Below are 26,319 nucleotides of genomic sequence, written 5' to 3'. Positions count from 1 at the left end.
GAACTAGCTGTCTGAACCGGTTGTGGCACCGGCTTGTATCTCTTCGAGATCAACTGGACTATCGTCAAACAGAGCACGGATGTCTTCAGCCGTGACGTTGGAGGAGAATGCGGTATCGTCCTCGGTCAAAGCATCAAACATCTCAACTTTCTGCTGCTGCAGTGCCAGGACTTTTTCTTCGATCGAACCCTTCGACACCATCCGATAGACCATGACATTCTTGTCCTGGCCAATGCGGTGCGCACGGTCGACAGCTTGAGCCTCGACCGCAGGGTTCCACCACGGATCCAAGAGGAAGACATAATCAGCCTCAGTGAGTGTGAGACCAAACCCGCCGGCACGCAAGGAAATCAGGAACACCGGTGCCTCCCCGGAACGGAACTGATCCACAACGGCACCGCGATCACGAGTAGACCCATCCAGGTAGGCATACTCAATGTCCTGTCCGTCCAGCTCTTGACCTAAGCGCGCCAAGAATGAGGTGAATTGCGAGAAGATCAGCACTCGGTGGCCTTCCGGCAGAATCTCAGACAAACGCGACATGAGCTCATTGAGCTTCGAAGATGGGACATGCGCGTACTCATCGTCGACAATCGCCGGATCCAAAGCCAGCATGCGCATGAGCGTCAACGAACGGAAAATCGACATCCGATTCGATTCCATGTCCGTCACAAGGTTCAACACATTCTTGCGTTCGCGCTGCAGAATCTGCTGATACAACTTATCGTGTTCCGGCTCCATTGGGACCTGCAGCACCATCTCTTGTTTGTCCGGCAACTCAGCTGCAACAGATTCTTTTGTACGACGCAGCATAAACGGCCGGATCTTCGTGCGGAGCTTGGCCATCGCTTCGCGAGATCGCGTTTGTTGGTCGGCACGTTCTTCATCCGACGTACCCGGTTCTGTACGAGCCACCCGCTGGCCCGCCTCGATCGGCCGCAAGAAATCATCCCGGAACTTGGAGTACCGCGGCAACATCCCCGGTACCACCAACCGGAAAATCGACCACAAATCAGCCAGCGTATTCTCCATCGGAGTACCGGTGATAGCCAGCTTGAAGCCAGCCCGGAAATTCCGAATAGCGCGATGCGCCTTCGTCTGGTGGTTTTTCACGAACTGGGCTTCATCGAGGATCAGCCCGGCCCAGTCCTGTTCGGCGAGATAATCCTCATCTAACCGTGCAATCGCATAGGACGTAACCAAAATATCGGCCCGATGCCGGATGGCCTTAATCGATTCGGTACGACGCAGATTCGATACATCCACGACGGCGACCTTCAGATGCGGCGCAAACCGTTCAACCTCATCACGCCACACGGTCAATACCGACGACGGAGCGATCACCAAAAACGGGTCCTCTTCGCCGAGTTCTTTCGCACGAGCGATCATGGCCAGCGTCTGCACCGTTTTGCCCAGCCCCATGTCGTCGGCGAGGATACCGCCCAACCCCAGATCATAGAGGTAAGACAACCATTCATAACCTTCGTGCTGGTAATCACGAAGGTCCGCCTGCAGCGTGGGTGGCGTGTCCAACGCTGGAATGTCGTCGGCGTTGCGCAATACCGCAAGCGCTTTTTGCCACTCGACGATCGTTGGATCGGCATGGAACGTATCGGCAACGTCTTCGGCATCTTCCAGCAGCGAGGCGTTAAAGCGCGAAATCGAAGGATTATCGGCACCAAAGTCATCCAGCGTCGAAGCCTCTTCGAGCAGCTTGCGCAACGGCTCGAAGGCCGGGTGGTTCAGTGAAAAATATGTGCCATCGGTCAGCAGCAGGCTGTCTTGGTTTCGCACCAGCGCAATGAAAAGCTGACGGAACGGAATAGTGCGTTCTTCGATCGTGACTTGGAACCCCAGATCGAACCAGTCGTTTTTCTCCGACTGGGTGGCGTTGATGACGATGTGAGGATCACCGGTGAGTCGAGTGTAGGCCGGTCGGTCTTCGGTTTCGACAATGCGCACATAGGGGCGCTGCTGGATGATCGGCAGCGCTTCGTCGACAAATCGTGCGGCTGCGGCACCGATGAGCGTGGTCTTTCCGGGGACAGCGCTGAGCTCGAGTTCGTCGGAGATGCTGTCGAGTACCTGTTGGCGGTGTTCGGTTTGATCTTCGGTCCCCAAATAATCCCAGCGTGAGGAAATACGCACGTGGTCTTGCCGTTCGCCCTGGTGAGTTGCCTGGTAGTATTCCAGAGTCAGTTCCAGCGTAGACGGTGGGATTTCTGGCAGCTCGACGGACTGGTCCTGGCTGGCCAGCGGAATCACCCCGGCCAGTATTGGGTAGACATTGTCGAAGAACTCTTCGGTATCTCCGGCTGGGATGACCATCGGTTCGGGCGACTCGATGAGGTCCATGACGGTCCGGGTCAGGGGCTGTTCCAACGGCAGCACATTGATATCAGCGGTGCCCGCATCGGGATAATAATCGATCGTGTACAGTCCGATGGCGCCTAACGTGCCGGATGGTTCGACGGCTTCGGTGGGAAGTTGGGCCCGGATAGACAGTGCGACGTCGTCGGTTTCGGTTTCGGTCGCGTCGAAGATGATACGCGCCGGTTCGGTGATGGACACACGGTTGATGATCTTTTGCAGCGGCACCAACGGGATGCCGGCGTTGTCGATTTTGGCCATGATGTCCCACAGCTGGGGCATGTTGATCGTGGCCAGGGTGATCACATCGGTCGAACCCAACGACGACACCGAGGTGGTGTAGAGCCGGTTAAGTTCGTGGAGGGCGTCGTGTTGGTCGGGCAGGAACTGGAAGTCGGTGTGGGATGACTGGTGGAACGGCAGATCGAACAGCGTCCAGTTCATATTGCCTTTGATCCAACCACCCCGGGCACCGACCCGCAGCGGGCGCAACCGCACGGTCAGATCGTTGCGATTCTCCAGATCCTCGGAAGTGGCCTCCCGCCATGCAAAACGGGTCCGGTAGCCCGCGGGTTCGGAATGCAGCGCATCGATCTCGACCCCGAGCGCGACGTCGGTGAAGTCTTGATTCGAGTCGATGGTGGGCAGCAGTTCTTGGACCACTTGTCGCCAGGACAGCCCGGGAATGCCGTGGTCTGCGTCGTCGGCGGCTTCGGGAGTTTCTAGGTCGGCAGCGGTGAGCACATCGGAGGACGCGACGGCGCGGTGATTGGTTTCAAACACCAGGGCGGCACCGTGTTTACAGTCAACGCCGACGGGGCAGCTGCACGACGCCCACTCGACGTCCCAGACGGGGATACCGCCCAGGCTGCGCTCAGTTTGCCGCAGGGTGACGGATGCCCGCCAGATTTTGTCTTCGGAGCCGCGCACTCGGCCGACCAGCCTGCCGGATTCTTCGTTGAATTTCAGCGTGAGAACACGATCTTGCGCGGCGTAATTGCGGCCGCGTTCGGTCATCGTATCGCCGAATGCTGCGGCGACGGTTTGAATGTCAACGAATGGGTAAGAGCTCACTGTGCCTCGTAGCGGCGCTGGTGTTCGGTCACGCCGCTCAACCGGAAGGGTGCATTGGTCGTTTTGGGGGTCGTAAAGGTTTCCGACGTAGCCGCATACCCCTCGTGGAGCGTGCGGTACTCGTCGTAGGTCAGATTCACCCGGTTATCGAGCTGCTTCTCGACGTTCTGCGGGTAGATGTGGTCGCGGTACTGTTCTTGGACCACACCGGTGAAGAACTCGGCCACAGCGCCGGAGCCGTATGAGAAGAAGCCCAGGCGCTTGCCGGCCAGGTCGGCGTTGTTGTGCAGCTGGGCGGTCAGCGCGAAGTATAACGACGCGGTGTAAGTGTTGCCCAGGGCGCGGTTGTAGCTCATCGACTCTTCGATCAGGTCATCGGAGAGCTCGGTGCCGGTGTGCACAGCCAGTGCGGCAAGCTGTTTGCGTGCCATTTTGGTGAACGGCTGGTGGTGCAGGAACCGGTGAATGTCCTCGACGGCGAGCTCGCGACGGGCCGCCAAGTCGTCCCACGCCGCGTTGGTGGCGTTGAGGTAGGCATCCAGGGAAAGCTGACCGTCGACAAACGGCGTGGTGGAGTCATTGGGACGCCAGAAGTCATTGACATCAGAGGTATGGAAGCCAGAGCCGGGTTCGATTTCCACCAGGTTCGGGTCGGCGGCAATCAGCATGGCCACCGAACCGGCCCCCTGGGTTGGTTCTCCCCCGGAGTCCAGCGCGTAGCGTGCCACGTCGGAGGCAATGACCAGGATCTGCTCTTCGGGGTTACGGGCAATGGCGTTGACGGCCATCTGCAGCGCCGCGGTGCCCGAATAGCAGGCTTGTTTCAATTCCACAGAACGCACGTTGGCGGGTAGCCCGAGCAGTTCGTGGAGGTAGACGCCGGCGGCTTTAGACTGATCGATCGAGGATTCAGTAGCAAACAGCACCTGACGGATCTTGGACACCTCGTGGCGTTCCAGCAACGTGGCAGCAGCTTCGGCCGCCATCGTGATGATGTCTTCATCGGGAGCAGGCATCGAGAAGGTGTCTTGGCCCAAGCCAAGATGGTATTTATTGGGATCGATATTCTGCTGTTCGGCCAGCGTATCGAGGTCCAACACGTAGTGGGAAGTGGCGACTTCCAAATCGTGGATGCCTATTTTCACCGATGACTCCTTTATTATTCTGCCTGTGCTTGCGAGCGTTCGTAGGCTACGTGTGCTTCCATCAGTTCGCCGGGGTTGGTTTGAGCTGCCAGCAGCGACAGTTCGCCCGCCAGGACACTAGCGGCAATCAAGCTTGCCAGTCTACGCGAATCTGCGCCGGGTTCGCCACGTTGGCCGATGCCCATGCGCGCCATTGCCTCTTCAATGTAGGGCAGATGTTTGCCATTGCCCACGGTTCCAACGATCAGATGGGGTAGGGTCACAGCGAAGTATAAGCCTTCGGCACGGTTCTCAGCCCACACGAATCCTTGGGATCCTTCTACAATATTTGCTGCGTCCTGGCCGGTGGCTAAGTAGAACGCTAAGAGCATATTGGCAAAGTGCGCGTTGGCCGAGCGGATGGCGCCGGCCACATTGGAGCCGACGTAGTTTTTGGTAACTACCAGTTGTACGACTTGGTCGGCGGTGGTGTGCAAGTTGTTCTCGACGATGTCGTGCGGGATGATCAGCTCGGCGGTGACTTTCTTGCCGCGGCCCAGAATCCCGTTGACGGCGGTAGCCTTTTTATCGGTGCAGAAGTTCCCCGAGATCGAACCGTAGGACAGTCCGATGTTCCACGACAGAATGGTCGACATCAACGTATCGGAGGCTGCGGTGGTCATGTTGTGGCCCGAGGCGTCGCCGGTTAGGTAAGCAAACCGCACAAAGAGCAGATTGCCGACGATTTCGGGGTGTGCCTCAATGAGTTGGGCATACCGGGAGCCGGCGGTGACGATTTCGGCTAGCTCATCAAAACGCGCGGCAATCGTGTCGGCTGCGGCTTGTGCTGCGCCGGCGTCCGAGGCGGTGAACAGCACCGAGCGGGTCATGCGTTCATCGTGGACGGTGGCGGTGATGCCCGAGGTCAGCATGCGCGAGATTTTTGCGCCACGTCCGACGGATGGCCACAGCGGGGTTTCGTAGGTCGCCAGCGGTACGTCAACTTCTTCGACGCCGTCGAAGGCTGCACCGGTCATGCGCAGCGGACCAACCCAACGGGTGGGGACGGCGGTGCTGAAGGTGTCATTGTACGTGGACTTTGAGGGTTCAATTGGCGTTGGATCGATCACGGCATTCCTTTTCACGTAACGTGCTCTTTACTGTGGACGGTACCGGGCGGTCGGGTCAAATTCTGAACCGATCAGCGAACCGTGTGACGTCAATATTGCGCGCGCGGGCGCGTTCGGCACTGGTTCCGGTGATGATGACATCGGTTGCGCGCAACTGGCGGGCGTTGGCGGCCCCCAGGAGCGCGTACACCTGACGGATACGGGTTTTGAACAGGTTAAGTACTTCGGTCACGCCTTCGGCCCCGTCCGACATGGCCACGCGCAGCATCGCGCCGGCTAGTCCGACGGCGTGTGCGCCCAGCGCTTGGGCGCGGACAACATCCAAGGGGTTGCGGACCCCGCCGGAGGCCACCACCGTCAGGTCGGTTGGGACACGGGCCATTTCCAGCAGGCAGTCGACCGCAGTCAGGCCCATGGGTTCAAGCCAGTCCCATTTGGCGTGGACGTCAATGGCGTTGGAGGGGTGCGGGGTGCGTTCGTTTTCAATCCGGGCAAAGTTCGTGCCGCCCGAGCCGGCTACATCGACGATGCGCACGCCTAAGTCGTAGAGCTGTTGGATGGTTTTGGCGCTGAGACCGAAGCCGACTTCTTTGATGATGACGGGTACATCGAGCCCCGCGACGATGTCTTCGATCAGGCCCAGCCACTGACCGAAGTCGCGCGAGCCTTCCGGCATGACGGTTTCTTGGATGGGATTGACGTGGATTTGTAGTCCGTCGGCGGCCAGCAGGTCGACGGCCGCTTTGGCGTGGTCCAGCGTTCGGCCGGCGCCGAGGTTGGCCCAGACGATGCCATCCGGGTTGTGCTCGCGGATGACGGTAAATGAGCCGGCGGTTTCGGGCTGTTCTAGCGCGACGGCTACTGATCCGGAGGCCATCGGGATGCCGGTGGCCGCTGCAGCTTGGGCCAGTGCGCGGTTAATGGGTAGCGCGGTGTCGGTCCCGCCGGTCATGCCGTTGATATAGATCGGTGCCGGGATCGTCCAGGGCCCGAACTGGGCGCTGATATCTACGTCGTCCTCATTGATGCCGGCTAGGGCGTGGTGGATGAAGTCGACGTCGTCGAAGGCATTGCGCGTGTCAGCGAGCTGTTCTTGCTGGACGGCGGCTAACCGGATGTGGTCGTCTTTGCGGGATTGTGCCATCGTTACTCCTTGCGTCCGGCACCCAGTTGGGTCACGGAAAGCGGTAGTGGCTGGATGCCGTGGTCGCGCCAGGCGGCGTAAATGTCGTCAGCGTTGACCCAGGGTTCCGCCAGGACGATACCGCAGTCTCCCCCACCGGCGCCGGAGGTTTTGGCCGAGGTGCCGGCGAACCGTTCGGCAGTGTCGATCAGCGTGGTCAGCGCGGGGGTTTCGACCAACGTGGTGGTGTCGTGGGCCATGCGAGCCAGGAGTTTGCGGGCCGTGCGAATCCCGGCGTGGATCAGCGGAAACTTTTCTTCGGCCAGCGCCAGGAGCAGGCTGTTGACGTTGGCGGCCGAGGGGCGCAGGAAGTCGGCGTCCCAGTCCAGTCCGTTGCCGTTGGTGGTCGCTTGGCTGACGAGGTGGTCGGTGGCCGCGGGGCTGCCGGTCCAACCGATGAGCACCTGAACCTCGGACGGGGTGGGGATGCGACGAGCGCGCATCGGAAGCCAGGCGGGGCCGGTCATGGCTTCGGTCACCGAGACGTTGTCGGACAGTACCCGGGCCAGGTGGTCGCGGTCTGGTGCTTGGTAGTACACCCAGCCGCCCAGGGCGCCGGCTGCCAGGTCACCGCCCGAGGCACGCGGGGAGATCTCGATCGAGGCCAGAATGCCGAGCTTGAGCTTTTCGGTCACGGTCAGGCCGAGATCATAGAGCTCGTTGAAGGCCGTGATCACGGCCATGGTGGCAGCCCCGGAGGAGCCGAGCCCGTATTTTTCCCCGGTGTCTGAGCGCAGCGTGGAGTCAAAATGCAGGTCGACGGGGATGGGATCGATGCCGCGTTCGGCGCGCAGTGCGTCCATGACCAACCAGGCGGCCAGCGCATAATCTGTCCCAAAGCTGCGGTTCGCCGCGGCTGCGACACCGTGGTCGTGGGCCAGGACTTGCTCGGTGGGGGTCGCGGTTTGAGCCGGTTGGGCTGGTGTAACGGTGGCGCTCACATACCGATCCACGGCAATCAAAATGGCCTGTTGACCCGGGGTGACCACCGCGTATTCTCCGGCCACGTAGAGTTTGCCGGGGGCCGCGACCCGGAACGGTAGACGCTGCGTCATGCAGTGTCCACCAGGTGCGCACCGGGTCCGGGAGCAAACGTGTTAATCTGCCCGTATTCGGCGACTCGTGCCGCAACCGCGTCGGTGTCAACAGGGCGACAAATGATGACGACGTTGGGTCCGGCATCAGCGGTCGCATACGCTTCGATCCCGTCCTCGCGCATCGCGGCGACCTCGTCGAAGACCTGCCAGGACACCGGTGCCAAGTACCGGATGGGCGGGTGGGTTGCGTTGATGACGGCGTGCATCCGGTGTGCGTGAGTTTCGGTGATTTCGCCAACGCGCGTGAAGTCTTTGGCCGCACAGGCCAACACCATTTCATCCAGCGTGGTTTTTGTTACGTCAATCCAGGCCTGGTAGTAGGGACTGGTCTGGCGCGTTGCGACCATACCGTCACGCGATGAGACTTTTTTGGCCGCGGCATTGACGGTCACCGAGACCATCGCCATCTCGGGGGCGTCGATGGCTTCGGCGTAACTGGTCGCGTCGGAAGTCCCGGCGTGCCAGATCGCAAACCGATCAATGATTGACCGCGATGCCGAACCCGAGCCGCGACGGGCCAGTCGTGAGAGGTCTTTGGGCGACAGCTTGAGCCCGTAGGCATCGGCCGCTGCGGTTGCCAGGGCGGCGAAACCGGATGCCGAGGACGCCATACCGGCGGCGGTGGGGCCTTCGTTGACCGAGATGACGTTGGCTTTCGCGTTGGCGGTATCCAGGCCGGCCTCGGCGGCCAAGTTTCGCACGAGATCCAGGAAGGCGGTGGTTCGCCCGGTGGCTTTGGCATCGGCCACGGTGCCGTTGAGTTCAAACCGGTCGGCGTCGGTTGTCAGTTCGACCTGGGTGGTCGTGGCGAATTTGTCCAGCGTCATAGACATCGACCCGGCCACGGGGATGATCAGTTCATCATCGGCTTTGCCCCAGTATTTAACCAGGGCGATATTGGGGTGCGCGCGGGCAGCTGAGACCACTTAGCGGTCCTCCTTGGACACCCGGGCAGTCGGGGCCGTCATCAGGTCGAAGTCGTTGGGGATCAGTGAGGTCGTCCAGGTGCGGGTCGCGCCGACCGCGGTCATGGCAGCGGCGACGTCACCGGCTTGTTCTTGGTCGGGAACAACAGCCAACACACAGCCGCCCAGACCAGACCCGGTGAGTTTGGCACCGTATGCGCCGGCTTCTAAGGCAGCTGCGACCAGCGCATCCAACGCCGGGGACGACACACCCAGGTAGGCCAACAGCGAGTGTGCTTCGTGCATGGATTGCCCCACGCGAATCGGGTCGCCGATCCCTAACGCGTAGACCACGTCATCGGTCAGGTTCGCGAGATCTTCCACGACCCGGTCGACGACGCGCGGTTGAATATCGCGCAGCATTTTTACCCCGTCCACTGCGGCCGCGGTCGAACCCGAGGTACCGGTGTCGGCAATGACGAAGGTGAATTTATCGGCGACTTTGACGGTGGTGGGTTTGCCCTGTTGGAACCGCAGCGGCGTCATCGATTGCACGGCGTGGGCATCCAACCCGGAGGAGGTCCCATGGGCGACGTGTTCGGCTTCTTGGATCAGCCCGTGCAATTGTGCGGCGGACAGGCGCGTCCCGGCAAGATTCGCCATGGCGCGCACCACCGCGGCAGACGTTGCCGCCGACGAGCCCAGGCCGCGTTCAAATGGGATCGTCGAACGCAAAATCAGGTCCACGCGGTCAGCGCGAACATCGAGTTGTTCAGCAGAGACCCGTAATGCAGTCAACACGGGAGCCATATGTTTGGGAGCGGTCGCCAGCGGCCCCGTGTACAAGTCCGAGGTGATATACCCACGACGAGTGCGCCGCAGGGATGCGGTGGCTTGCAAATCGAGCAGAGGCAACACAATCGCGGGCGCTCCGTACACCACCGAGTGCTCCCCTAAGAGGATGGCCTTGCCGTGGGCTGAACCCAGTCCGGTTTCCACCGGAGTGCCGGTAACTTTTGCCGCGCCCGCACCGGATGTGGGATCGGAGAATCGATCCCGGCCCGAATGCTGCTGGTACCCGGTGTCAGGTCGCTGGGACTCGGTCCCAGAAAGGTCACCGTGTGGTGCACTATGTCTCATCGGTATGTGGAAACCTCAAAGTCAAAACAAATCTGAACTATTTATTCTAAGCTACCCGACCGCTTGGGCCGAATGTTTAACCGGATCGGCGAACAATCCGCGCTACAATCGCTTCTGATACACCATTTCCGTGCCCGTTGCGGGACGTAGGAGAACCAGCTTGAGAACCTTTCCCACCCTGCCAGCGCTTGCCGTCGTGTGTACCGCACTGCTCGCAGGATGTGGAACCGATGCTGACAGCACCGCCAATGGGACCACGGATACTGAGACCACCGAGACCGACCCGTCAGCACCGCCTGACCCCAATGATGCTTTTCAACCGTTGCAGGTCAATATGGTTGCCGAATCGGGCACGCATTTCCCTGACGGCGTCGACGGCATCGAATTTGGCTGTTCCGACACGCTCGTCACCATCGACACGGTGCCCATCGAAACCGACACCCGAGAAGATCACGTGGCTGCCGCGGTGGAATTCTTACTCAACGATTCGCAGTATTATCACGGCTCCCCGTCGGTGACGAACTCACTGACCCTCTCCGAAACTCTTGAGTTATCCTCCGTAGAAGTTGGCCGCACCACCGTCGACGTTGAGCTGACCGGCGATGTCGTGGTTCGCAGCGACTGCGAGGCCTATCGCGTCCAAGCGCAACTGTATGGCACAGCGGCCGCCGCCGCAGGGGTCGACGACGTCAGCGTCCTCGTCGAAGGCACCGAACTCAACGACGTCTTGGGGCTGGAACCATTTGATACCGAGCCCCTCGCCGACGACGAGTAGCTTCAGCGGACCACCGCATCAATACTCGCGCGCTGAAAGTATATAGACCCGGTGTGACCTAGGTGATACAGTGCCCTTCATGAATCGGGCCCACGTTCGGGATTTTCACGACGATGATCTTGATGCGATCGTCCGCCTCTGGGAGCGCTCGTATAACCGGGGTACACCCCCGGTGTATTCGCTGCCTGAAGTCATCGCGTCGTGCCAGGCGGATTACGCGCTCGTGGCCACCCAACACGACGAAGTCATCGGGGCAGTCGTGGGACGCGCAGCCCACGCCCAAGGCTGGATCGTATTTTTCGGCTTAGCCGAGAACGCCGGCTCTGAACTTGGCGGGCGGCTCTTGGATGCACTCGAACGCCGCATCGCCCCGCTGGGTCTCTCCAAGCTGTCGATCCTGACCTCCCTAGAGGATGACGCGGCGGGTGCCCTGACAGACAACGGGTTTGAGGTGCACAATCCGCTGCGTTATCTGGAACGCGGCATGCCGGTACAGCGTCGGGAACTGGATAAACTTCGAGAACTCGGGGGCAGGATCCTACCGCGTCGGCTGTGGGATCGCGTCAGTGGGATGCAGCAAGAAAAGACCATGCTCGAAGAGCGCCTCATCACCCCGTTAGGTGAGCCAGATCTTGCCGATCAGTTCGGGGTCATGCCGCCCCGTGCGGTTATGCTTTTTGGTCCGCCCGGCACCGGCAAGACCACGTTCGCTAAAGCCGTGGCGTCACGCTTGGGTTGGCCCTTTGTTGAGTTATTCCCCTCCCGGCTCGCGAGCGCACCCGGCGGTTTACCCAATGCTTTCCGCACCTCCTTCGAGGCGATTGCAGAACTTGAGCACGCTGTCGTATTCATTGACGAGGTCGAAGAGGTCGCATCTCAGCGCCGCGGTGACCCGCCCTCTCCCACCCAGGGAGTGACCAATGAATTGCTCAAGCAGGTCGCCGAGTTCCGCGATCGGGACGGGTTGTTGCTGATCTGTGCGACCAACTTCATCCGCGCTCTGGACTCGGCGTTTCTCCGGCACGGCCGCTTCGATTACGTGATCCCGATTGGGCTGCCGGACACTGAGGCGCGCATCGCTATCTGGGGCCGCTATGTGCCGGACTCGGTGGCAGGACAGATTGATTTTCACATCCTGGCCGAGGCCAGCGAGGGGATGACGCCTGCTGATGTGGAGTATGCGGCACGACGAGCGTCCCAAGATGCCCTCGCTCGTGCGCTGAGTGGCAACGGTTCCCCACGTCCGGAGCAGGAGTTGACGACCGACAGTTACCTCGCGGCATTAGCACTGACTCGCGCCACGGTTTCGCGGCTCGACATCGATGCTTTCCACGAAGACATCGAAGCCTATGCTCGGCTTTAGCGCAGCTTTCTTGAGGCACTGCCGGTTCGTTGACCCTCCGGTGGCCCGGGAGTATCCTGATGCCACAAGCCTCGAGGGTAGGAGCCTGCGCACATGCTAGTTTCGCTTGAAGTCAGCGGCGGATTCTTTGCCGCTCCAGCTTTGAATCAGGCCCAGACGATTGACACCCAGGAATGCGAACCTGAGCGTGGCGACGAAATCGAACAACTCATCCACGAGGTCCGATTCTTTAGCCTTCCCACCCAGTTGAGCCAGACGAAACCCGGGGCAGCCGATCACTTCACGTATCGGCTCACGGTCAAAGACGGCACGTACGTGCATTCCGTAGAAGTATCTGATCCCGTGCCGCAAGGTGAGATTTCTCGTCTTATTAACATTCTTCGGAGCACCCCGTAGGCTCCTCCAGGCTCTCAGCTGAGATCACCCACCTACGTTGAAGGAGAGTCCGATGCGAACCCACCCTCACGAAGCTCGCGTATGCTCATTCGTTCCGCCCTTTATTCTTGAATCGATTGTCCAAAACGGTACGCGCGAGGAACAGCAGGCTGCGGCAGCCACCTTGCTCGTTGACTCGAGTGTTCGCATCGCTCGGGAGGTCGCCAACGCTGCGGCAAACAGACATGTTGAGGAAGGTACAGCTGCCCCGCCGAAAAATCGACGAGTTTCGAGCGCCAATAACGGCACCGAGCTCCCCGGTACCTTGCAACGTGGCGAGGGCGATCCCGCCACCGGGGATGCGGCAGTTGATGAAGCCTACGACGGGCTGGGTGGGACCTTCGATTTGTTCTGGGAAGAGTTTGGACGAAATTCCATCGACGATAACGGCATGGACCTCAACGCCACCGTGCATTACGGCGAACAATATAACAACGCCTTTTGGGACGGCACCCAAATGGTGTTTGGCGGCGGTGACGGCGTGATCTTCAATCGCTTTACGATCGCCCCGGACGTCGAAGGTCACGAACTCGCCCACGGGGTGATTGGCTCAACGGCCGGGCTGGAATACCGGAACCAGTCGGGAGCACTTAACGAGTCGATCGCAGACTGCATCGGGGCAATGGTCAAACAACGGATGCTGGGGCAAACTTCCGAGCAGGCCGACTGGCTCATCGGAGCTGGGTTACTGACCAGCGGGATCAATGGTGTCGCTTTACGTTCGATGAAAGCCCCCGGGACCGCGTATGACGACCCGAAACTCGGGAAAGATCCACAACCGGATCACATGGATAAATTCGTCGAGACAACCGCCGATTATGGCGGCGTCCACATCAATTCGGGCATTCCGAATAAGGCCTTCTACCTCGCAGCGCTGGCATTGGGTGGGCACTCGTGGGAGCGCGCGGGAAAGATCTGGTACCAGACCTTAACCGACTCTCGGCTCAGCAGCACGGCATCCTTCATGGAATTCGCGACCCTGACCGCTGACAATGCCAACACATTATTTGGCGAAAGCGTACGGGACGTCGTCATTGAGGCGTGGCGTGACGTCGGGCTTGAAATCGAAAACGTGCTGGCGTGGCACTACAACAAAGATGTGTTATCGACCTATACCACCGCACATTCGCAGAACGCGTGGGTTTTTATTCAAGATGTTGGATGGCGCAGGATTCAACCCCTCAGCGCAGACGGGGTCACCAATATGTTTATGCTGTTCACCCATGCCCTGGCGGCCAGTCGCAAGGTACACATCTATGCCGATAAGTCCTTCATCCATGAGGCTTATGCAGTGTGACCCTGTCGAGGTTCAGCTATGGCTGCCACGAGTTTTCGAAACGTTGAGGTAGGAGCGAGGAATGTCTATACCCTCCATAAATATCCGCATTGAAGTCAGTGACGAGCGCGGTGTCAGTGCACGCGTCGAGCATGACGAAGCACCCATCCCGTTACCTTCTCCTCATCTCGCGGAACCTTCCGAAGACGTCGCTTTGCCGAGACCGACGCTTGATCCTACGTCCCCCTCCCCCGGTTCTACGGCGCCCATCCAGTTGGGCGCAGCAGGTGGGGACACCACGAGCCTGCCGACCCCCTCAGTTGAGGTGCCAGGTCTACCGGCACAAGAGCTTGGAGAACAGGACTCGAACCTGCCCAAGCCCTATTAGGCGCGCTCGATCAACGCATCGATCGCCACGCCGTCTGGCAGCGCACCGTACTGCATCCCTCGATCCCCGCCCAAGCGGGCACGTGCGAACGACTCTGCGATCTCGGTTGGTGCGTGGTGAATCAGTATCGCCGCTTGGAGCATGACCGCTAGGTCTTCCACCAGTACCCGTCCTGCTCGCTGCAGGGCGGCCACTGCCGATGCATCGTGGGATGCGAGGGTTTTCATAGTGTCTTGCACCCTGGGTTTCAGGGCTTCGTATCGAGCATCGTAGTTCGCGTGCACCCCCAGTGCCCCTTCAAGAAAAGTGGTGAGAGCTGTGACGCTGTGCGGTTCGCGGCCCATCGCACGTAAGACGTCGAGCACAATCACATTGCCGGAACCTTCCCAGATGGCCAGCACCGGTTGTTCCCGGTAACGCCGGGCCAACGGGAAGTCTTCGGTGTATCCGTTACCACCAAGACACTCAAGTGCCTCGTAGGCGTGGGCTGGTCCGCGCTTGCAGATCCAGTATTTTGCAATGGCGGTGGCAATCCGACGGAAGGCTTGACCATCGGCGGAGTCATCGTCGTGCGCAGCGGCCAGGTGCATCATCGTCCAGGTGGCCGCTTCTGCCTCTAATTGCAGATCGGCGAGCACCGAACGCATAAGCGGCTGGTCGATGAGGGTATTACCGAACGCTGCTCGCCCGCTGGCATGCCAAGAAGCTTCGGCGACGGCCTGACGCATCCCAGCCGTTGAGCCAATGACACAGTCCAAGCGAGTGCGGGCCACCATCTCAATGATGGCTCGGACTCCGCCGCCGGGCTCACCGACGAGCCAACCGTGGGTGCCGTGCAGTTCGATTTCCGACGAAGCATTGGACTTGTTCCCGAGCTTATTCTTCAGTCGTTGAATGAAAAAGGGGTTCCGGTCACCACCGGGGAGCACCCGGGGAACCAGGAAGCAGCTCAGTCCCTCAGGTAGGTGCGCCAGAACAAGAAACGCATCGGATTGCGGTGCCGAACAAAACCACTTATGCCCGGTGAGCAGGTAATGATCCCCATCCGGGGTGGCGACCGTTGTATTGGCCCGCACATCAGAGCCGCCCTGTTTCTCCGTCATGGCCATACCAAAGGTCGCGGCTTGTTTCTCGGCCGGATCAATGAGCCGGGGATCATATACCGTACTGGTCAGTTTCGGCACCCAGAAGTCTTCGAGTTCGGTGCCCATCAAAGCAGGAACGGCTGCGTGGGTCATCGACACCGGACACGCATGCCCGGGTTCGATCTGGGCAAATAGCGAAAACCGTGCAGCACGTTCGGCGCTGCCACCGGCGTGCGTCCAGCCGAAACTATGGGTGCCATAACTCAGTGACTCACGCATGATGTCGTGATAGGCCGGATGAAATTCGACGTCGTCGATCCGACGGCCCCAGCGATCATGGGTGTGTAATACCGGGGTGTGAATATTGACCGTCTCGGCCGCACCCTGGAAGGTTTCGGCGCCCACATGAGCCCCGATCTCATCGAGTGTCGTTGTCGCGGCGTCCGGAACGTATGCGGCAACGGCCTCCACTAATGGGGTATTGGTGCGGAACTCATTGATATTGACGCGCGGTTCGGCCTGGTTTTGCACCGCGTGCGTGGTTTCAGGAAACATATGATGCGCTCCTTGGTGGAGTGGCGTGGCGGACCCACGTTCCCTGACAATCCCAACGTGACACAGCCCACTGTGTCAAGCCGCAGGCCAAATAATGGAACAAATTTGAACTATCTTCGGTTGTGGGTGATGAGGCAGAAAGCGCGCTTCGATATGCGCGCGACATCAAAGACAGGAGTGAGATACGCATGACTCAACGTTTCGCAGATCAAGCCATCATTATTACCGGTGCCGGTTCCGGTCTTGGACAAGCAGTGGCCGAACGCTTGGCGTCTGACGGCGCGAACCTCGTGCTCGTGGACATGAACCCCGAGGGGCTAGAAGAGACCAAGGAGCTGGTCGAGCAGGCGAACAGTGAGATCAAGGCCGAGCTTGTCACGGCTGATGTCACGAAGGAAGACGACGTCAAGAAGTACGTCGACGCGACGATATCCGCCTTCGGCAAGATCGATGGCTTCTTCAATAACGCCGGGATCGAAGGCAAACAAAACCTGACCGAAGACTTCGGCCTCGACGAGTTCTCTAAAGTCATCGCCGTGAACCTCAACGGTGTATTCCTCGGCATGCAATATGTCCTCAAGCAGATGCACAAACAGGGCCACGGAGCCGTAGTGAACACCGCCTCCGTCGGCGGGATCCGCGGCGTGGGGAACCAGTCCGGCTATGCTGCGTCGAAACACGGGGTAGTCGGTTTGACCCGCAACTCGGCCCGTGAATACGGCGAACTGGGCGTGCGCATCAACGCGATCGCACCCGGCGCCATTATGACCGCAATGGTCGAGAACTCCCTGAAGCAGCTCGATCCGGACAACCCGGAAGAAGCCGGCAAGCAGTTCGTGTCCGCGAACCCGATGAAACGCTTCGGCAAGCCCGAAGAAGTTGCCGGGCTCGTAAGCTTCCTGCTGTCTGAAGATGCTGGGTTCATCAACGGTACCGTCATCCCGGTTGATGGCGGCCAGCACGCTATGTACTAACCGCTCCATCCTTGTGGTGATATCAAGCCACATTGACCTTCAGCCGCCCTCGGGTGCCCAGCGCACCCGAGGGCGGCTTTGTCTTTAACGGCTACAAAGACGTATTGCTCAACGATCTTCCCCCTAGGGACCCCGCCGAATAGGTGGTTTCAGCGTTCACGAAGCTCAGGGTCGTCATCTGATCACTCAAGCAACAGGGACTCCCGCATGCACGTGGCGTCGCCAGCAATTGGATTTTCATATTTGATCTTCCCGAATTCATCGATATCGTATACGATTTGAATTGAGAGAGTTTTGGATCTTCCCCAACCCTTGGAGGTACGGTCTCGATGAACGTGAGTGCGTACGATTTTTCGGTCAAGCAGAACCGACCGGGCAAAATCGTTGCCCTGCATCTCAACTTCCCGTCCCGCATCAAAGAGCGCGGACGCAGCCCCAAGTTCCCCGGCTATTTTCTTAAAGCCACGTCATCTATCGCCCCAACCGGTGCGACAATTGAGCGCCCAGCCGGCACTGAACTATTAGCGTATGAAGGCGAAATCGCGCTGGTCATCGGCAAAGACGCTCGTCGCGTGTCCCCCGAGGATGGCTGGTCCTACGTTTCAGGGGTTACCGCCGCCAACGACTGGGGGCTCTACGATCTGCGGCATGCGGATAAGGGCTCCAACGTCAAAAATAAATCCGGTGACAACTACACGCCATTGGGCCCTGCGATCATCAGTACCGAGGGCATCGACCCCACCCAGCTGCGTATTCGTACCTGGGTTAATGGCGCGATCGTCCAAGACGACACCACCGCGGACCTGGTCTTCCCCTTCGGACAGCTGATCGCTGATCTGTCCCAGTTGATGACACTGGAGGAAGGCGACGTCATTTTGACCGGCACGCCTGCGGGTTCATCGGTGGCACAGCCCGGCGACGTCGTCGAGGTGGAAGTCGACGCGCCGCAGGCTGACGGTGCGCCCACGACCGGGCGTCTGGTATCCCATGTCCAAGAGTCCTCATTTGCGATGGCCGATTATGGGCACGGACCAAAGGTTGATGATGTGCAGCGCGAGGAAGCCTGGGGTTCGAAAGAAAAAGCAGGGCTGACGGATCCGCGCGCGATCTTGACCGATGAATTGCGCAAGAAAATCTCCCAGACCGCGGTGGCGACCATCGTGGCGAACATGCGCAAACGCGGTATCAATAACTGCACGATCGACGGTCCTCGACCAATGCATCCAGGCCAGCAGATTCTCGGTTTCGCGAAGACCCTACGATATGTGCCAAACCGTGAAGACCTATTCAAAAAGCACGGGGGCGGGTTTAATAAACAGAAGCAGGCCATGGACTCGGTGCAACCCGATGACATTGTTGTCATGGAAGCACGCGGCGAAAAAGGCACCGGAACTCTCGGTGACGTATTGGCCATGCGGGCCAAGGTTCGCGGCGCAAAGGCCGTGATCACCGACGGTGGGGTCCGCGACGCTGCGGCCGTTGCCGAAGTGGGCATCCCAGTGTATTCCAATGGCTTCCACCCGGCTGTGCTGGGCCGTCGCCACGTCCCCTGGGAAATGGATGGCACCATCGCCTGCGGTGGCACCACGGTGCAACCTAACGACATCATCATTGGTGACGATGACGGAGTGGTCGTTGTACCACCGGAGCTGCTGGTTGAAGTGATCGAAGAATCCTTCGAACAAGAAAAACAGGACGCATGGGTCTTTGAACAAGTCAAAAACGGCGCTGCCGTAGATGGCCTCTTTCCACCAACGGGTCAGTGGAAAGCCAAATACGAGGCTTACCGCGCCGAGCAAGGCGACTAAATGTCTGTCAATGGTCTTTCCAAAGCTGATCAGGCGCACCAGCACGTCCTGGATGGGATTACCTCGGGTCGCTACAAGGCCGGTGACCGGCTCGTGCTCTCGACCATTGCACAAGAGTTGGGCATGTCGGTGGTTCCCGTACGGGAGGCCATTCGGCGGCTCCAGACCGATGACTTAGTCCAATTTGAACGCAATGTGGGCGCCACCGTCACCGGTATCGACCCCGTGGAATACCAGTACACGATGGAAACCCTGGCCCTGGTGGAAGGGTATTCCACGGCGCTGTGTGCACCGTTGGTTACAGCCCAGACGCTCACCAGGGCCCGCGGGATCAATGATCAGATGCGAGATATGTTAGGCGAGGGTTTCGTGCCCGAGACGTTCACCGCACTGAACGAGAGATTTCATTTAGCCCTATTTGAACATCACCCAAATCCGCACATTTTGGACCTGGTGAATCGCGGATGGAACCGACTGGCGGCTCTTCGGTCATCAACGTTTTCGATCATCCCGTCCCGGGCTCCGAACTCGGTCGCCGAACACGATGAACTGCTGGATTTGATTGCCGGCGGGGCAGCGTTTTCCGTCATTGAATCAGCGGCTCGAAACCACCGGCTCAATGCCTTGAATGCCTACCTGGATCACCACGCACAGGCCACTGCACAAGATTTCTAAGAATATTGAAAGGACGACATGAGTAACGGCAAACCAGACAATATGCCAGATCAAATCCGTCACTACATCAACGGTGAATTCGTCGACTCCGTCGATGAGGATACCTTTGACGTGATCAACCCGGTCACCAACGAGACCTACATCCAGGCATCGTCGGGGAAAGTCGCCGACATTGACGCTGCCGTAGCGGCCGCCAAAGATGCCTTCGACAACGGCCCATGGCCACACATGCTGCCACGCGAACGCTCCCGCATCCTGCACAACATCGCCGATGTGGTCGAAACCCGTCAGCAGGAACTGGCTGAAATGGAAACCTGGGATTCGGGTCTACCGATTTCCCAGACCCTGGGCCAGGCACGCCGTGCGGCCGAAAACTTCCGGTTCTTCGCCGACCTGATCGTGGCTCAGGAAGACCACGCTTTCAAGGTTCCGGGGCGTCAGATTAACTACGTTAACCGCAAACCCATTGGTGTTGCCGGGCTAATCACTCCCTGGAACACCCCTTTTATGCTGGAGTCGTGGAAACTTGGCCCAGCCTTGGCCACCGGAAACACCGTGGTGTTGAAGCCAGCTGAGTTCACGCCACTGTCGGCCAGCCTATGGCCCGGCATCTTCGAAGAAGCCGGCCTGCCTGCCGGTGTGTTCAACATGGTCCACGGTTACGGCGAAGAAGGTTATGCCGGCGATTCGCTGGTCAAACACCCAGATGTTCCGCTGATCTCGTTCACCGGTGAATCCCGCACCGGCCAGATCATCATGGCCAACGCCGCTCCTTACCTGAAGGGTCTGTCCATGGAACTGGGCGGCAAATCTCCCGCCGTGGTCTTCGAAGACGCCGATTTGGAAAAAGCCATCGATGCGACCATTTTCGGAGTGTTCTCGCTTAACGGTGAACGCTGCACCGCCGGTTCGCGCATCCTGGTTCAGCGCAGCATTTACGATGAATTCGTCGAACGCTACGCAGCTCAGGCCGCCAACGTCAAAGTCGGGATGCCAGACGATCCAAAGACCGAAGTCGGGGCCCTGGTCCACCCAGAACACTTCGACAAGGTCTGGTCCTATGTCCAAATCGGGAAAGACGAAGCCCGTCTGGTCGCCGGTGGGGACCGTCCAGAGCAATTCCCGGACGGAAATTTCCTGCAGCCCACTGTCTTTGCTGACGTGGCACCAGATACCCGCATCTTCCAAGAAGAAATCTTCGGGCCGGTCGTGGCAATCACCCCGTTCGACACCGATGAAGAAGCCCTCGAGTTGGCCAACAACACCACGTACGGTCTGGCTGCCTACATTTGGACCAACGACCTGCAGCGTTCCCACAACTTCGCCCAGAAGGTGGAAGCCGGCATGGTGTGGCTGAACTCCAACAACGTTCGCGATCTTCGCACCCCATTCGGTGGCGTGAAGGCTTCCGGACTCGGTCAAGAGGGTGGCTACCGCTCGATCGACTTCTACACCGAGCAGCAGGCCGTTCACATCAACCTGGGCGAAGTGCACAACCCAGTTTTCGGCAAACAGTAAATGTGGTCGGAACCATACTGAAGGATCAATTATGACCATCGATAAAAATAAGCGCACCCTCACCAGTTCGGGATTTCACGTCTCCCAGGACGCGCCCGTCAACACGGACAACCCGATCCCGACACCGGAAGCTGAAGCCCCAGATGTGCTGCGCGTAGCCTACATGGAAATCCAGGTCACCGACCTGGCGGCATCCCGAGAGTTCTATGTTGACGTTTTAGGTCTCCACGTTACCCACGAGGATGACCAGGAGATCTACCTGCGCTCGGCCGAAGAGTTCATTCATCACAACCTGGTGCTGAAACAAGGTGATATCGCAGCCGTCGGGGCATTCTCCTATCGGGTGCGTTCCCCCGAAGATGTGGATAAAGCCGAGGCGTTCTATAAAGAACTGGGCTGCCGGGTGGAACGCCGTAAGGACGGTTTCGTCCGGGGTATCGGCGACTCGGTTCGCGTCGAAGACCCGCTGGGCTTCCCATACGAATTTTTCTACGATGTTGACCATGTAGAACGCTTAGCTTGGCGCTATGACCTGCACATCCCTGGCGAACTGGTCCGGTTGGATCACTTTAACCAGGTCACCCCGGATGTGCCACGCGCGGCCCGCTACATGCAGGACTTGGGTTTCCGCATCACCGAAGAAATTTCCGACAGCGACGGCACCGTGTATGCCGCGTGGATGCGCCGGAAACCGACAGTCCACGACACCGCGATGACCGGTGGCAATGGACCCCGGATGCACCACGTCGCGTTTGCCACCCACGAAAAGCACAACATCCTGGCCATCTGTGACAAGCTAGGTGCCCTGCGTCGCTCGGATGCCATCGAGCGCGGCCCCGGTCGCCACGGTGTCTCCAACGCCTTCTATCTGTACCTGCGCGACCCAGACGGTCACCGCGTCGAGATTTACACGCAGGATTACTGGACCGGTGACCCCGATAACCCCGTGGTTTCCTGGGACGTGCACGATAATCAACGTCGCGACTGGTGGGGCAACCCGGTTGTGCCATCCTGGTATACCGAAGCTTCCTTGGTGCTGGACCTCGATGGCAAGCCACAGGAAGTCGTGGAACGGACCGACGAAAGCGAAATGGAGGTCACCATCGGTGCAGATGGTTTCTCCTACACTCGAGCCGACGACGACAAAGACATGCCCGACTGGAAGAAGGGTGAATTCAAGCTCGGCAACCAACTCTAAGGCGCTAACTCACTCTGTGCGCCATGGCCAGCGACAACCTTCAGGCTGACACTGGACGGAGCGGCCGCAGCCACCGAAGGAGCGCCTCAGTGAGGGCCGCTGGTTGCTCCTGGGCCACCCAGTGACCGGCTTCGACGATCTCTTCGTGTAGCTCTTCACACGCCGAGCGCATCGGGTCTGCCGCCGTGGTGGTTAGCGTGGCACACGTTGCGTCATAGCGGGCGTGCACAAAGAGAGCGGGTACGGTGATCCGTCCGCCGGTTACAGCATTTTCGGCGTACGCCGCATTAGCTCTGTTGTTCTGATACCAAGAGTTTGCGGCGGTGAACCCGGTATGCGACAGGGACGCGACGAGTGCCTCGAATTCGATGTCGTCAAGCACTCGCGGGTCCGGCTCGTGGTACGGGTGCCCATTGGGGAACCATCCCCCGCGCTCTTGCACCGTAGCGTTCGGCACCGGCCGCTCCATCGCCCGCGGGTTGCCTGCGCGCATGATGCTCGCGATCATCCCCCGTACGTCGCCGTCGAACTCCGCGGCGAGGACTTCGGGCATCCTCACATGCGCCACGAGATAGTCCCATTGACCCAATGGGTACTGCTCGGCCGGGTAGAGATCGCGGTCGATATGGTCGACCAGCGTAGTACCCGGCGGTAGATGCGGCACGCAAACCCCGGCGACCCCGGCGAGCAGCTCGGGATGATGCGTCGCGAGGTTCCACACCACCGGTGCGCCGTAGTCGTGCCCGACCGCAAAAGCCGGTGACTCCGCATCGACGCCGAGGTGGTCAAGCAGTTCGCACATGTCCAACACCGCCTCGGCAATGGCGTAATCATCCGGCGAGGAGTGCACCCGTGACGCTCCATAGCCGCGCATATCGGGTGCAACGACACGAAATCCGGCCGCCGCCAGAGGTTCCATGACACGGACCCAGCTGCGACCTAGCTCAGGCCACCCGTGGCATAGGAGCACTACGGGGTCATCAGGGTCCCCGGCAGCCAGATAGGCCGAGGTGTGCCGATCGGTGGCATGCTCATGTACGGACACCCCCTGAGGCAGGTGCGCGTGCAGCTCGGGCGGAACGCCTGTCGTCGTGTCCATGGGGGCTCCTTTAACTTGTCGGTGGTGCCGCATCTGCCGTCCCGCGTCGAGGACGTAAGATCCCGCTCAGAAGTGATGGCGGTCACCGTCTCATCCCACCCCGTATGGTGTCTGACTGTCAAGCCCCACAGCCGGTCTGTCGGAGTGCGCTACGCTGTAGTCAATTGACAGCAGGAGGACAGGGCAGTGACAACTTATGTTCCAGAACGCTATGCCTTTCGGTTCCCCAATTCCTTTGTCAATCAGGTCTGGACGGGTCGCATTCCGCCGCTGATTGGGCGCACATATGAGATCAAAACTTCCGGCAGATGCGGAGGAATGGCGTTTGCTTCCTTGGACTTTTTCCACCTCGGTATACCCGTGCCTTTTGTAGAACCCGACGATTTCTCGTCGGCAGATGTACCGCCGGACGGAGATCCAGTGGGTGACTACATTTTCAAACGACAACTGCACAGCATGTTGACCAGCCGACACGGGATACACAACGGTGTGCGTTTTCTCCATTGGAGCGGCCTGACCGCCGAGCGGATTCTGCAGCAAAGTCTCGCTGAGGAACGCAAAGCCCTGGAGTCTCTGGATCGCGGAGAGCCAGTCATCTTGGGCCTGATCCAGGCCACTAGAAGAGGCTTGACCGCGCAGGGCGTCAACCATCAAGTGGTGGGCTATGGCTACCGTACCAACGATGCAGGCCGGCCCGAATTTCTGGTCTACGACCCAAACGAACCGTTCCGCCCCGCCTCCAAGAAGCCATACGAAGTGATCCTTCGCAGAGCCGAGGATCACGACCCCGAAGGGTTTGCCTACCAACTCGTCCGACCACACCGCATCGATCGGTGGCGGGGATTCTTCGTTCAGCAGTATCGCCCATACACACCAAGTTCCCGTGTGGTCGCCGCGCACGGGGACTAAGACTGCGGTCTGCTCCGCTAAACCCGCCATAATTAATATCCGTGAGGCTCGGCTGGTAAGCGTTAGGCTTCTTTACGAGACTTCCCCAGGAGGAATAATGGCAAGCCGTACCCCAGCAGAACACCTGACGGTCGAAGATGTCCTCGCCGAGCTCGATGCCCTCGAAGACCCTAAAATCCGGGAGGTCAACCAGCGTCACGGAAATGATATCGGGGTGAATCTGTCCAAGCTTCGTGCGATCGCCAAGCGACTGAAAACTCAACATGACTTCGCTGCAGAACTCTGGGACACCGGGGATCCTCAGGCAAGACTCGTCGCAATTTTGATCAGCAGCCCTAAGAAGTATACGGCCGAGCAGCTCGATGTCATGTTGCGCGATACCCGCGTACCAAAGGTTCAGGACTGGCTGATCAACTACATTTTGAAAAAGAACCCCGAGTCCGAAGACCGGCGCATCTTGTGGATGAACGATGTTGATGAGGATGTCGCAGCTGCCGGATGGGCGTTGACCAGTCACGCGGTGGCCCAAGGGGTCGACAATCTCAACTTGAAAGAGCTGCTGGAGGAAATTGAGGAGCAGCTGCAGCAGGCACCAGAACGCCTTCAATGGGCCATGAATGAATGCCTGGCCACGATCGGTATCCATTCGGCCAAGCACCGGAAACGGGCCATCGAGATCGGCGAGCGCTTAGGCGTGCTCAAGGATTATCCGACTCCCCCGAACTGCACGTCCCCGTATGCACCGGCGTGGATCGAAGAGATGGTCTCGCGGCAGAAGGTCTAAGGCCGGTTAGACCAGGGGCCACGGGAAACGTCTGCCGGTGAGATCGTCGGGATATCGTCGAGAGATGAGCAACTGGGCCACCCGGTCTTGCAGCGCGGTGACTTCCTGGTGTGTGAGCTGAGCCGCGACGTCGGCGGGCACGTCTTCGGCTAACGGTGCTAGTTCCTCTAGCAGTTCGTCATCGATCGTTTCGCCAGCAAAATCCCAGATCACGGTGCGCAGTTTCAGCGGGGCAGCAAAGCACAGGCCGTGGTCGATGCCCCACAGGCGTTGGTCGGGGTCGTATAGGACGTGCCCGGATTTGCGGTCTGCGTTGTTCACGACCAGGTCAAACAAGGCTAGGCGACGCAATTGCGGATGGGTTTCAGGGCGTTGGCCAAAGAGCGTGAAGAAATGCTCTGCGGGGTCATGATCGATAAACACCTGGACTGACCCGATCCCCAGCGGGCCATCCTCGCGGATGATGGTGGTCGGGACAATGTGCCACCTTAACGTTTCACTGACCAGATAGGCCGCGACTTCTCGACGGTATAACCCTGGGTCGAAGTCCCATAGCGGTCGCTCCCCTTCTTCGGGTTTGTACACCGCCATATGTTGGACGTCGCCGTGAGTGATCTCCACGAGAAAGGTGGCGTTACTACTGTTCGCGATTCGCCCCAGCACCTGGATCTGACCGCAGCGGAGCACTTCCTCAACACACGGCTCGTCGTGGCGAGGCACTGGCACATCCGGCTGATGGGTCATGGTCGCTCCTATGTCGCTCGCAGGTCGGCGAGGGATTCCAGCGTGGAGTTCACCATAAGCACCCGGGGATCGTCCTCAGGTTTGGCAACGGAATAAGCCAGTGCGGAGACCGAGCAGGGCCCGATGCTCACACGTTGGAACCGTCGCAATGGCGCACCCAGGGCATCTGAGACGGCAATTCTAATCGGGTCCGCATGAGAAAAACAGACCACTGTTCCACCGGGATGCTGGTTGCGCAACCGGCTCAGCGTCGTCGCCATGCGGCGTTGGATCTCAGCGAAACTTTCCCCGTGCGGAAATCGGAACTTATCTGGGCGGCGTTGAACCTTTCGCCAGGCAGGCAGTTTCATTAAGTCCGCCAGCTGTGCTCCGGTCCAGTCCCCAAAGTCGCCCTCTATGAGCCCGGATTCTTCAACGATGGGTAGGCCGAAGTGGTCGGCAGTCGGTGTGGCCGTTTCAACTGTGCGTTCCATCGGGGAAGCGTACACCGCTGTCACCGGTAAAACCGCCAGACGTTCTGCCACTTTGGCTGCCTGTGTCCGGCCGTGTTCGCTCAGCTGCAGACCGGGCGCCCGGCCCGGCAAAACCTGGCCCGTGGTGGGGGTTTGACCATGTCGCACCAGCAGGATCAGAGTGGTCTGCGGTTGCTCATTGACTGCCATGACGCCTAGCATACCCAACCGTGCTATTACAAACCCCTCGACAGGTGG

General features: G+C 59.5%; 23 protein-coding genes. 12 read left to right on the top strand and 11 right to left on the bottom strand.

The features are described 5' to 3' along the window. Nucleotides 1-3 precede the first annotated feature (3 nt). The 7 genes from J2S62_RS02270 to mvk are packed head-to-tail and all read right to left on the bottom strand — an operon-like array spanning nt 4 to nt 10,023. Nucleotides 4-3,444, bottom strand: coding sequence for a DEAD/DEAH box helicase (locus J2S62_RS02270; RefSeq protein ID WP_310170870.1), 3,441 nt, complete (start codon nt 3,442-3,444; stop codon nt 4-6). Further along, complete coding sequence (locus J2S62_RS02265) at nt 3,441-4,589, bottom strand: hydroxymethylglutaryl-CoA synthase (RefSeq protein ID WP_310170868.1); 1,149 nt, start codon at nt 4,587-4,589, stop codon at nt 3,441-3,443. The genes J2S62_RS02270 and J2S62_RS02265 overlap by 4 nt, the downstream gene beginning before the upstream one ends. 14 nt (nt 4,590-4,603) lie before the next feature. After that, on the bottom strand, nt 4,604-5,698 hold the full coding sequence (locus tag J2S62_RS02260; RefSeq protein ID WP_310170866.1) for a hydroxymethylglutaryl-CoA reductase: 1,095 nt from the start codon (nt 5,696-5,698) through the stop codon (nt 4,604-4,606). Between the two features lie 55 nt (nt 5,699-5,753). After that, nucleotides 5,754-6,842, bottom strand: a complete 1,089-nt coding sequence (gene fni / locus J2S62_RS02255; protein WP_310170864.1) for a type 2 isopentenyl-diphosphate Delta-isomerase — start codon at nt 6,840-6,842, stop codon at nt 5,754-5,756. A 2-nt stretch (nt 6,843-6,844) separates the two neighbouring features. Next, the gene (locus tag J2S62_RS02250) at nt 6,845-7,936 is read right to left on the bottom strand and encodes a phosphomevalonate kinase (RefSeq protein ID WP_310170862.1); all 1,092 of its coding nucleotides are present in this window, start codon (nt 7,934-7,936) and stop codon (nt 6,845-6,847) included. After that, nucleotides 7,933-8,904 carry a diphosphomevalonate decarboxylase gene (gene mvaD / locus J2S62_RS02245; RefSeq protein ID WP_310170859.1) on the bottom strand — a complete coding sequence of 324 codons (972 nt, stop codon included), beginning with the start codon at nt 8,902-8,904 and terminating at the stop codon, nt 7,933-7,935. The genes J2S62_RS02250 and mvaD overlap by 4 nt, the downstream gene beginning before the upstream one ends. Beyond that, complete coding sequence (gene mvk, locus J2S62_RS02240) at nt 8,905-10,023, bottom strand: mevalonate kinase (RefSeq protein ID WP_310170856.1); 1,119 nt, start codon at nt 10,021-10,023, stop codon at nt 8,905-8,907. A 160-nt stretch (nt 10,024-10,183) separates the two neighbouring features. On the opposite strand from mvk, the gene J2S62_RS02235 reads away from it, so the two are divergent. The 5 genes from J2S62_RS02235 to J2S62_RS02215 all read left to right on the top strand — a co-directional run bounded on the left by J2S62_RS02235 (nt 10,184) and on the right by J2S62_RS02215 (nt 14,260). After that, nucleotides 10,184-10,798, top strand: a complete 615-nt coding sequence (locus J2S62_RS02235; protein ID WP_310170853.1) for a GerMN domain-containing protein — start codon at nt 10,184-10,186, stop codon at nt 10,796-10,798. Nucleotides 10,799-10,877: 79 nt separating this feature from the next. Continuing rightward, a complete protein-coding gene (locus J2S62_RS02230; protein ID WP_310170850.1) occupies nt 10,878-12,161 on the top strand; it encodes an ATP-binding protein in 1,284 nt (427 codons plus the stop codon). 93 nt (nt 12,162-12,254) lie between these two features. Then, nucleotides 12,255-12,557, top strand: a complete 303-nt coding sequence (locus J2S62_RS02225) for a protealysin inhibitor emfourin (protein WP_310170847.1) — start codon at nt 12,255-12,257, stop codon at nt 12,555-12,557. Nucleotides 12,558-12,609: 52 nt separating this feature from the next. Continuing rightward, a complete protein-coding gene (locus J2S62_RS02220; protein ID WP_310170845.1) occupies nt 12,610-13,893 on the top strand; it encodes a M4 family metallopeptidase in 1,284 nt (427 codons plus the stop codon). Nucleotides 13,894-13,954: 61 nt separating this feature from the next. Next, entirely contained in the window at nt 13,955-14,260 is a 306-nt protein-coding gene (locus tag J2S62_RS02215) for a hypothetical protein (RefSeq protein ID WP_310170842.1), read from the top strand. Here J2S62_RS02215 and J2S62_RS02210 read toward each other — a convergent pair. After that, nucleotides 14,257-15,900: an acyl-CoA dehydrogenase family protein gene (locus J2S62_RS02210; protein WP_310170840.1), complete on the bottom strand. Its 1,644-nt coding sequence runs from the start codon at nt 15,898-15,900 to the stop codon at nt 14,257-14,259. The two genes, J2S62_RS02215 and J2S62_RS02210, sit on opposite strands and share 4 nt — an antisense overlap. A 188-nt stretch (nt 15,901-16,088) precedes the next feature. Between J2S62_RS02210 and J2S62_RS02205 the strand changes: the two genes are divergently transcribed. From J2S62_RS02205 to hpaD, 5 genes are all read left to right on the top strand, one after another. Then, nucleotides 16,089-16,874: a glucose 1-dehydrogenase gene (locus J2S62_RS02205; RefSeq protein ID WP_310170837.1), complete on the top strand. Its 786-nt coding sequence runs from the start codon at nt 16,089-16,091 to the stop codon at nt 16,872-16,874. A 329-nt stretch (nt 16,875-17,203) separates the two neighbouring features. Then, nucleotides 17,204-18,682 (top strand): fumarylacetoacetate hydrolase family protein, encoded by a 1,479-nt coding sequence (locus J2S62_RS02200; protein ID WP_407649877.1) that lies wholly within the window; start codon nt 17,204-17,206, stop codon nt 18,680-18,682. Beyond that, on the top strand, nt 18,683-19,357 hold the full coding sequence (locus J2S62_RS02195; protein WP_310170830.1) for a GntR family transcriptional regulator: 675 nt from the start codon (nt 18,683-18,685) through the stop codon (nt 19,355-19,357). A gap of 18 nt (nt 19,358-19,375) precedes the next feature. Beyond that, nucleotides 19,376-20,875, top strand: a complete 1,500-nt coding sequence (hpaE, locus tag J2S62_RS02190; protein WP_310170827.1) for a 5-carboxymethyl-2-hydroxymuconate semialdehyde dehydrogenase — start codon at nt 19,376-19,378, stop codon at nt 20,873-20,875. Nucleotides 20,876-20,906: 31 nt separating this feature from the next. Beyond that, a complete protein-coding gene (gene hpaD / locus J2S62_RS02185) occupies nt 20,907-22,073 on the top strand; it encodes a 3,4-dihydroxyphenylacetate 2,3-dioxygenase (RefSeq protein ID WP_310170823.1) in 1,167 nt (388 codons plus the stop codon). Between the two features lie 40 nt (nt 22,074-22,113). Here the strand turns inward: hpaD and J2S62_RS02180 are convergent, their stop codons facing one another. Then, nucleotides 22,114-23,172: an alpha/beta hydrolase gene (locus J2S62_RS02180; protein ID WP_310170820.1), complete on the bottom strand. Its 1,059-nt coding sequence runs from the start codon at nt 23,170-23,172 to the stop codon at nt 22,114-22,116. Nucleotides 23,173-23,358: 186 nt separating this feature from the next. Between J2S62_RS02180 and J2S62_RS02175 the strand changes: the two genes are divergently transcribed. Then, nucleotides 23,359-24,081, top strand: coding sequence for a hypothetical protein (locus J2S62_RS02175; RefSeq protein WP_310170817.1), 723 nt, complete (start codon nt 23,359-23,361; stop codon nt 24,079-24,081). A 97-nt stretch (nt 24,082-24,178) separates the two neighbouring features. Next, nucleotides 24,179-24,865, top strand: coding sequence for a DNA alkylation repair protein (locus tag J2S62_RS02170; RefSeq protein WP_310170815.1), 687 nt, complete (start codon nt 24,179-24,181; stop codon nt 24,863-24,865). 6 nt (nt 24,866-24,871) lie between these two features. Here J2S62_RS02170 and J2S62_RS02165 read toward each other — a convergent pair whose 3' ends face one another. Both J2S62_RS02165 and J2S62_RS02160 read right to left on the bottom strand, forming a co-directional pair. Further along, a complete protein-coding gene (locus J2S62_RS02165; protein ID WP_310170813.1) occupies nt 24,872-25,609 on the bottom strand; it encodes an SCO1664 family protein in 738 nt (245 codons plus the stop codon). Nucleotides 25,610-25,617: 8 nt separating this feature from the next. Further along, nucleotides 25,618-26,271, bottom strand: coding sequence for a histidine phosphatase family protein (locus J2S62_RS02160; RefSeq protein WP_310170810.1), 654 nt, complete (start codon nt 26,269-26,271; stop codon nt 25,618-25,620). Nucleotides 26,272-26,319: the final 48 nt, after the last annotated feature.

Origin of the sequence: Enteractinococcus fodinae, assembly GCF_031458395.1 — a bacterium.
GTDB classification, from domain to species: domain Bacteria; phylum Actinomycetota; class Actinomycetes; order Actinomycetales; family Micrococcaceae; genus Yaniella; species Yaniella fodinae.
Note: the sequence above shows the minus strand (reverse complement) of the source record. Positions and strands in the feature narration are given on the sequence as shown.

What these genes read in the sequence shown, in the direction of transcription:
- fni (WP_310170864.1), bottom strand. Translation starts at nt 6,842, where the DNA reads ATGGCACAATCCCGCAAAGACGACCACATCCGGTTAGCCGCCGTCCAG.
- J2S62_RS02250 (WP_310170862.1), bottom strand. Translation starts at nt 7,936, where the DNA reads ATGACGCAGCGTCTACCGTTCCGGGTCGCGGCCCCCGGCAAACTCTAC.
- mvk (WP_310170856.1), bottom strand. Translation starts at nt 10,023, where the DNA reads ATGAGACATAGTGCACCACACGGTGACCTTTCTGGGACCGAGTCCCAG.
- J2S62_RS02230 (WP_310170850.1), top strand. Translation starts at nt 10,878, where the DNA reads ATGAATCGGGCCCACGTTCGGGATTTTCACGACGATGATCTTGATGCG.
- J2S62_RS02225 (WP_310170847.1), top strand. Translation starts at nt 12,255, where the DNA reads ATGCTAGTTTCGCTTGAAGTCAGCGGCGGATTCTTTGCCGCTCCAGCT.
- J2S62_RS02220 (WP_310170845.1), top strand. Translation starts at nt 12,610, where the DNA reads ATGCGAACCCACCCTCACGAAGCTCGCGTATGCTCATTCGTTCCGCCC.
- J2S62_RS02215 (WP_310170842.1), top strand. Translation starts at nt 13,955, where the DNA reads ATGTCTATACCCTCCATAAATATCCGCATTGAAGTCAGTGACGAGCGC.
- J2S62_RS02210 (WP_310170840.1), bottom strand. Translation starts at nt 15,900, where the DNA reads ATGTTTCCTGAAACCACGCACGCGGTGCAAAACCAGGCCGAACCGCGC.
- J2S62_RS02205 (WP_310170837.1), top strand. Translation starts at nt 16,089, where the DNA reads ATGACTCAACGTTTCGCAGATCAAGCCATCATTATTACCGGTGCCGGT.
- J2S62_RS02200 (WP_407649877.1), top strand. Translation starts at nt 17,204, where the DNA reads ATGAACGTGAGTGCGTACGATTTTTCGGTCAAGCAGAACCGACCGGGC.
- J2S62_RS02195 (WP_310170830.1), top strand. Translation starts at nt 18,683, where the DNA reads ATGTCTGTCAATGGTCTTTCCAAAGCTGATCAGGCGCACCAGCACGTC.
- hpaE (WP_310170827.1), top strand. Translation starts at nt 19,376, where the DNA reads ATGAGTAACGGCAAACCAGACAATATGCCAGATCAAATCCGTCACTAC.
- hpaD (WP_310170823.1), top strand. Translation starts at nt 20,907, where the DNA reads ATGACCATCGATAAAAATAAGCGCACCCTCACCAGTTCGGGATTTCAC.
- J2S62_RS02180 (WP_310170820.1), bottom strand. Translation starts at nt 23,172, where the DNA reads ATGGACACGACGACAGGCGTTCCGCCCGAGCTGCACGCGCACCTGCCT.
- J2S62_RS02170 (WP_310170815.1), top strand. Translation starts at nt 24,179, where the DNA reads ATGGCAAGCCGTACCCCAGCAGAACACCTGACGGTCGAAGATGTCCTC.
- J2S62_RS02165 (WP_310170813.1), bottom strand. Translation starts at nt 25,609, where the DNA reads ATGACCCATCAGCCGGATGTGCCAGTGCCTCGCCACGACGAGCCGTGT.
- J2S62_RS02160 (WP_310170810.1), bottom strand. Translation starts at nt 26,271, where the DNA reads ATGGCAGTCAATGAGCAACCGCAGACCACTCTGATCCTGCTGGTGCGA.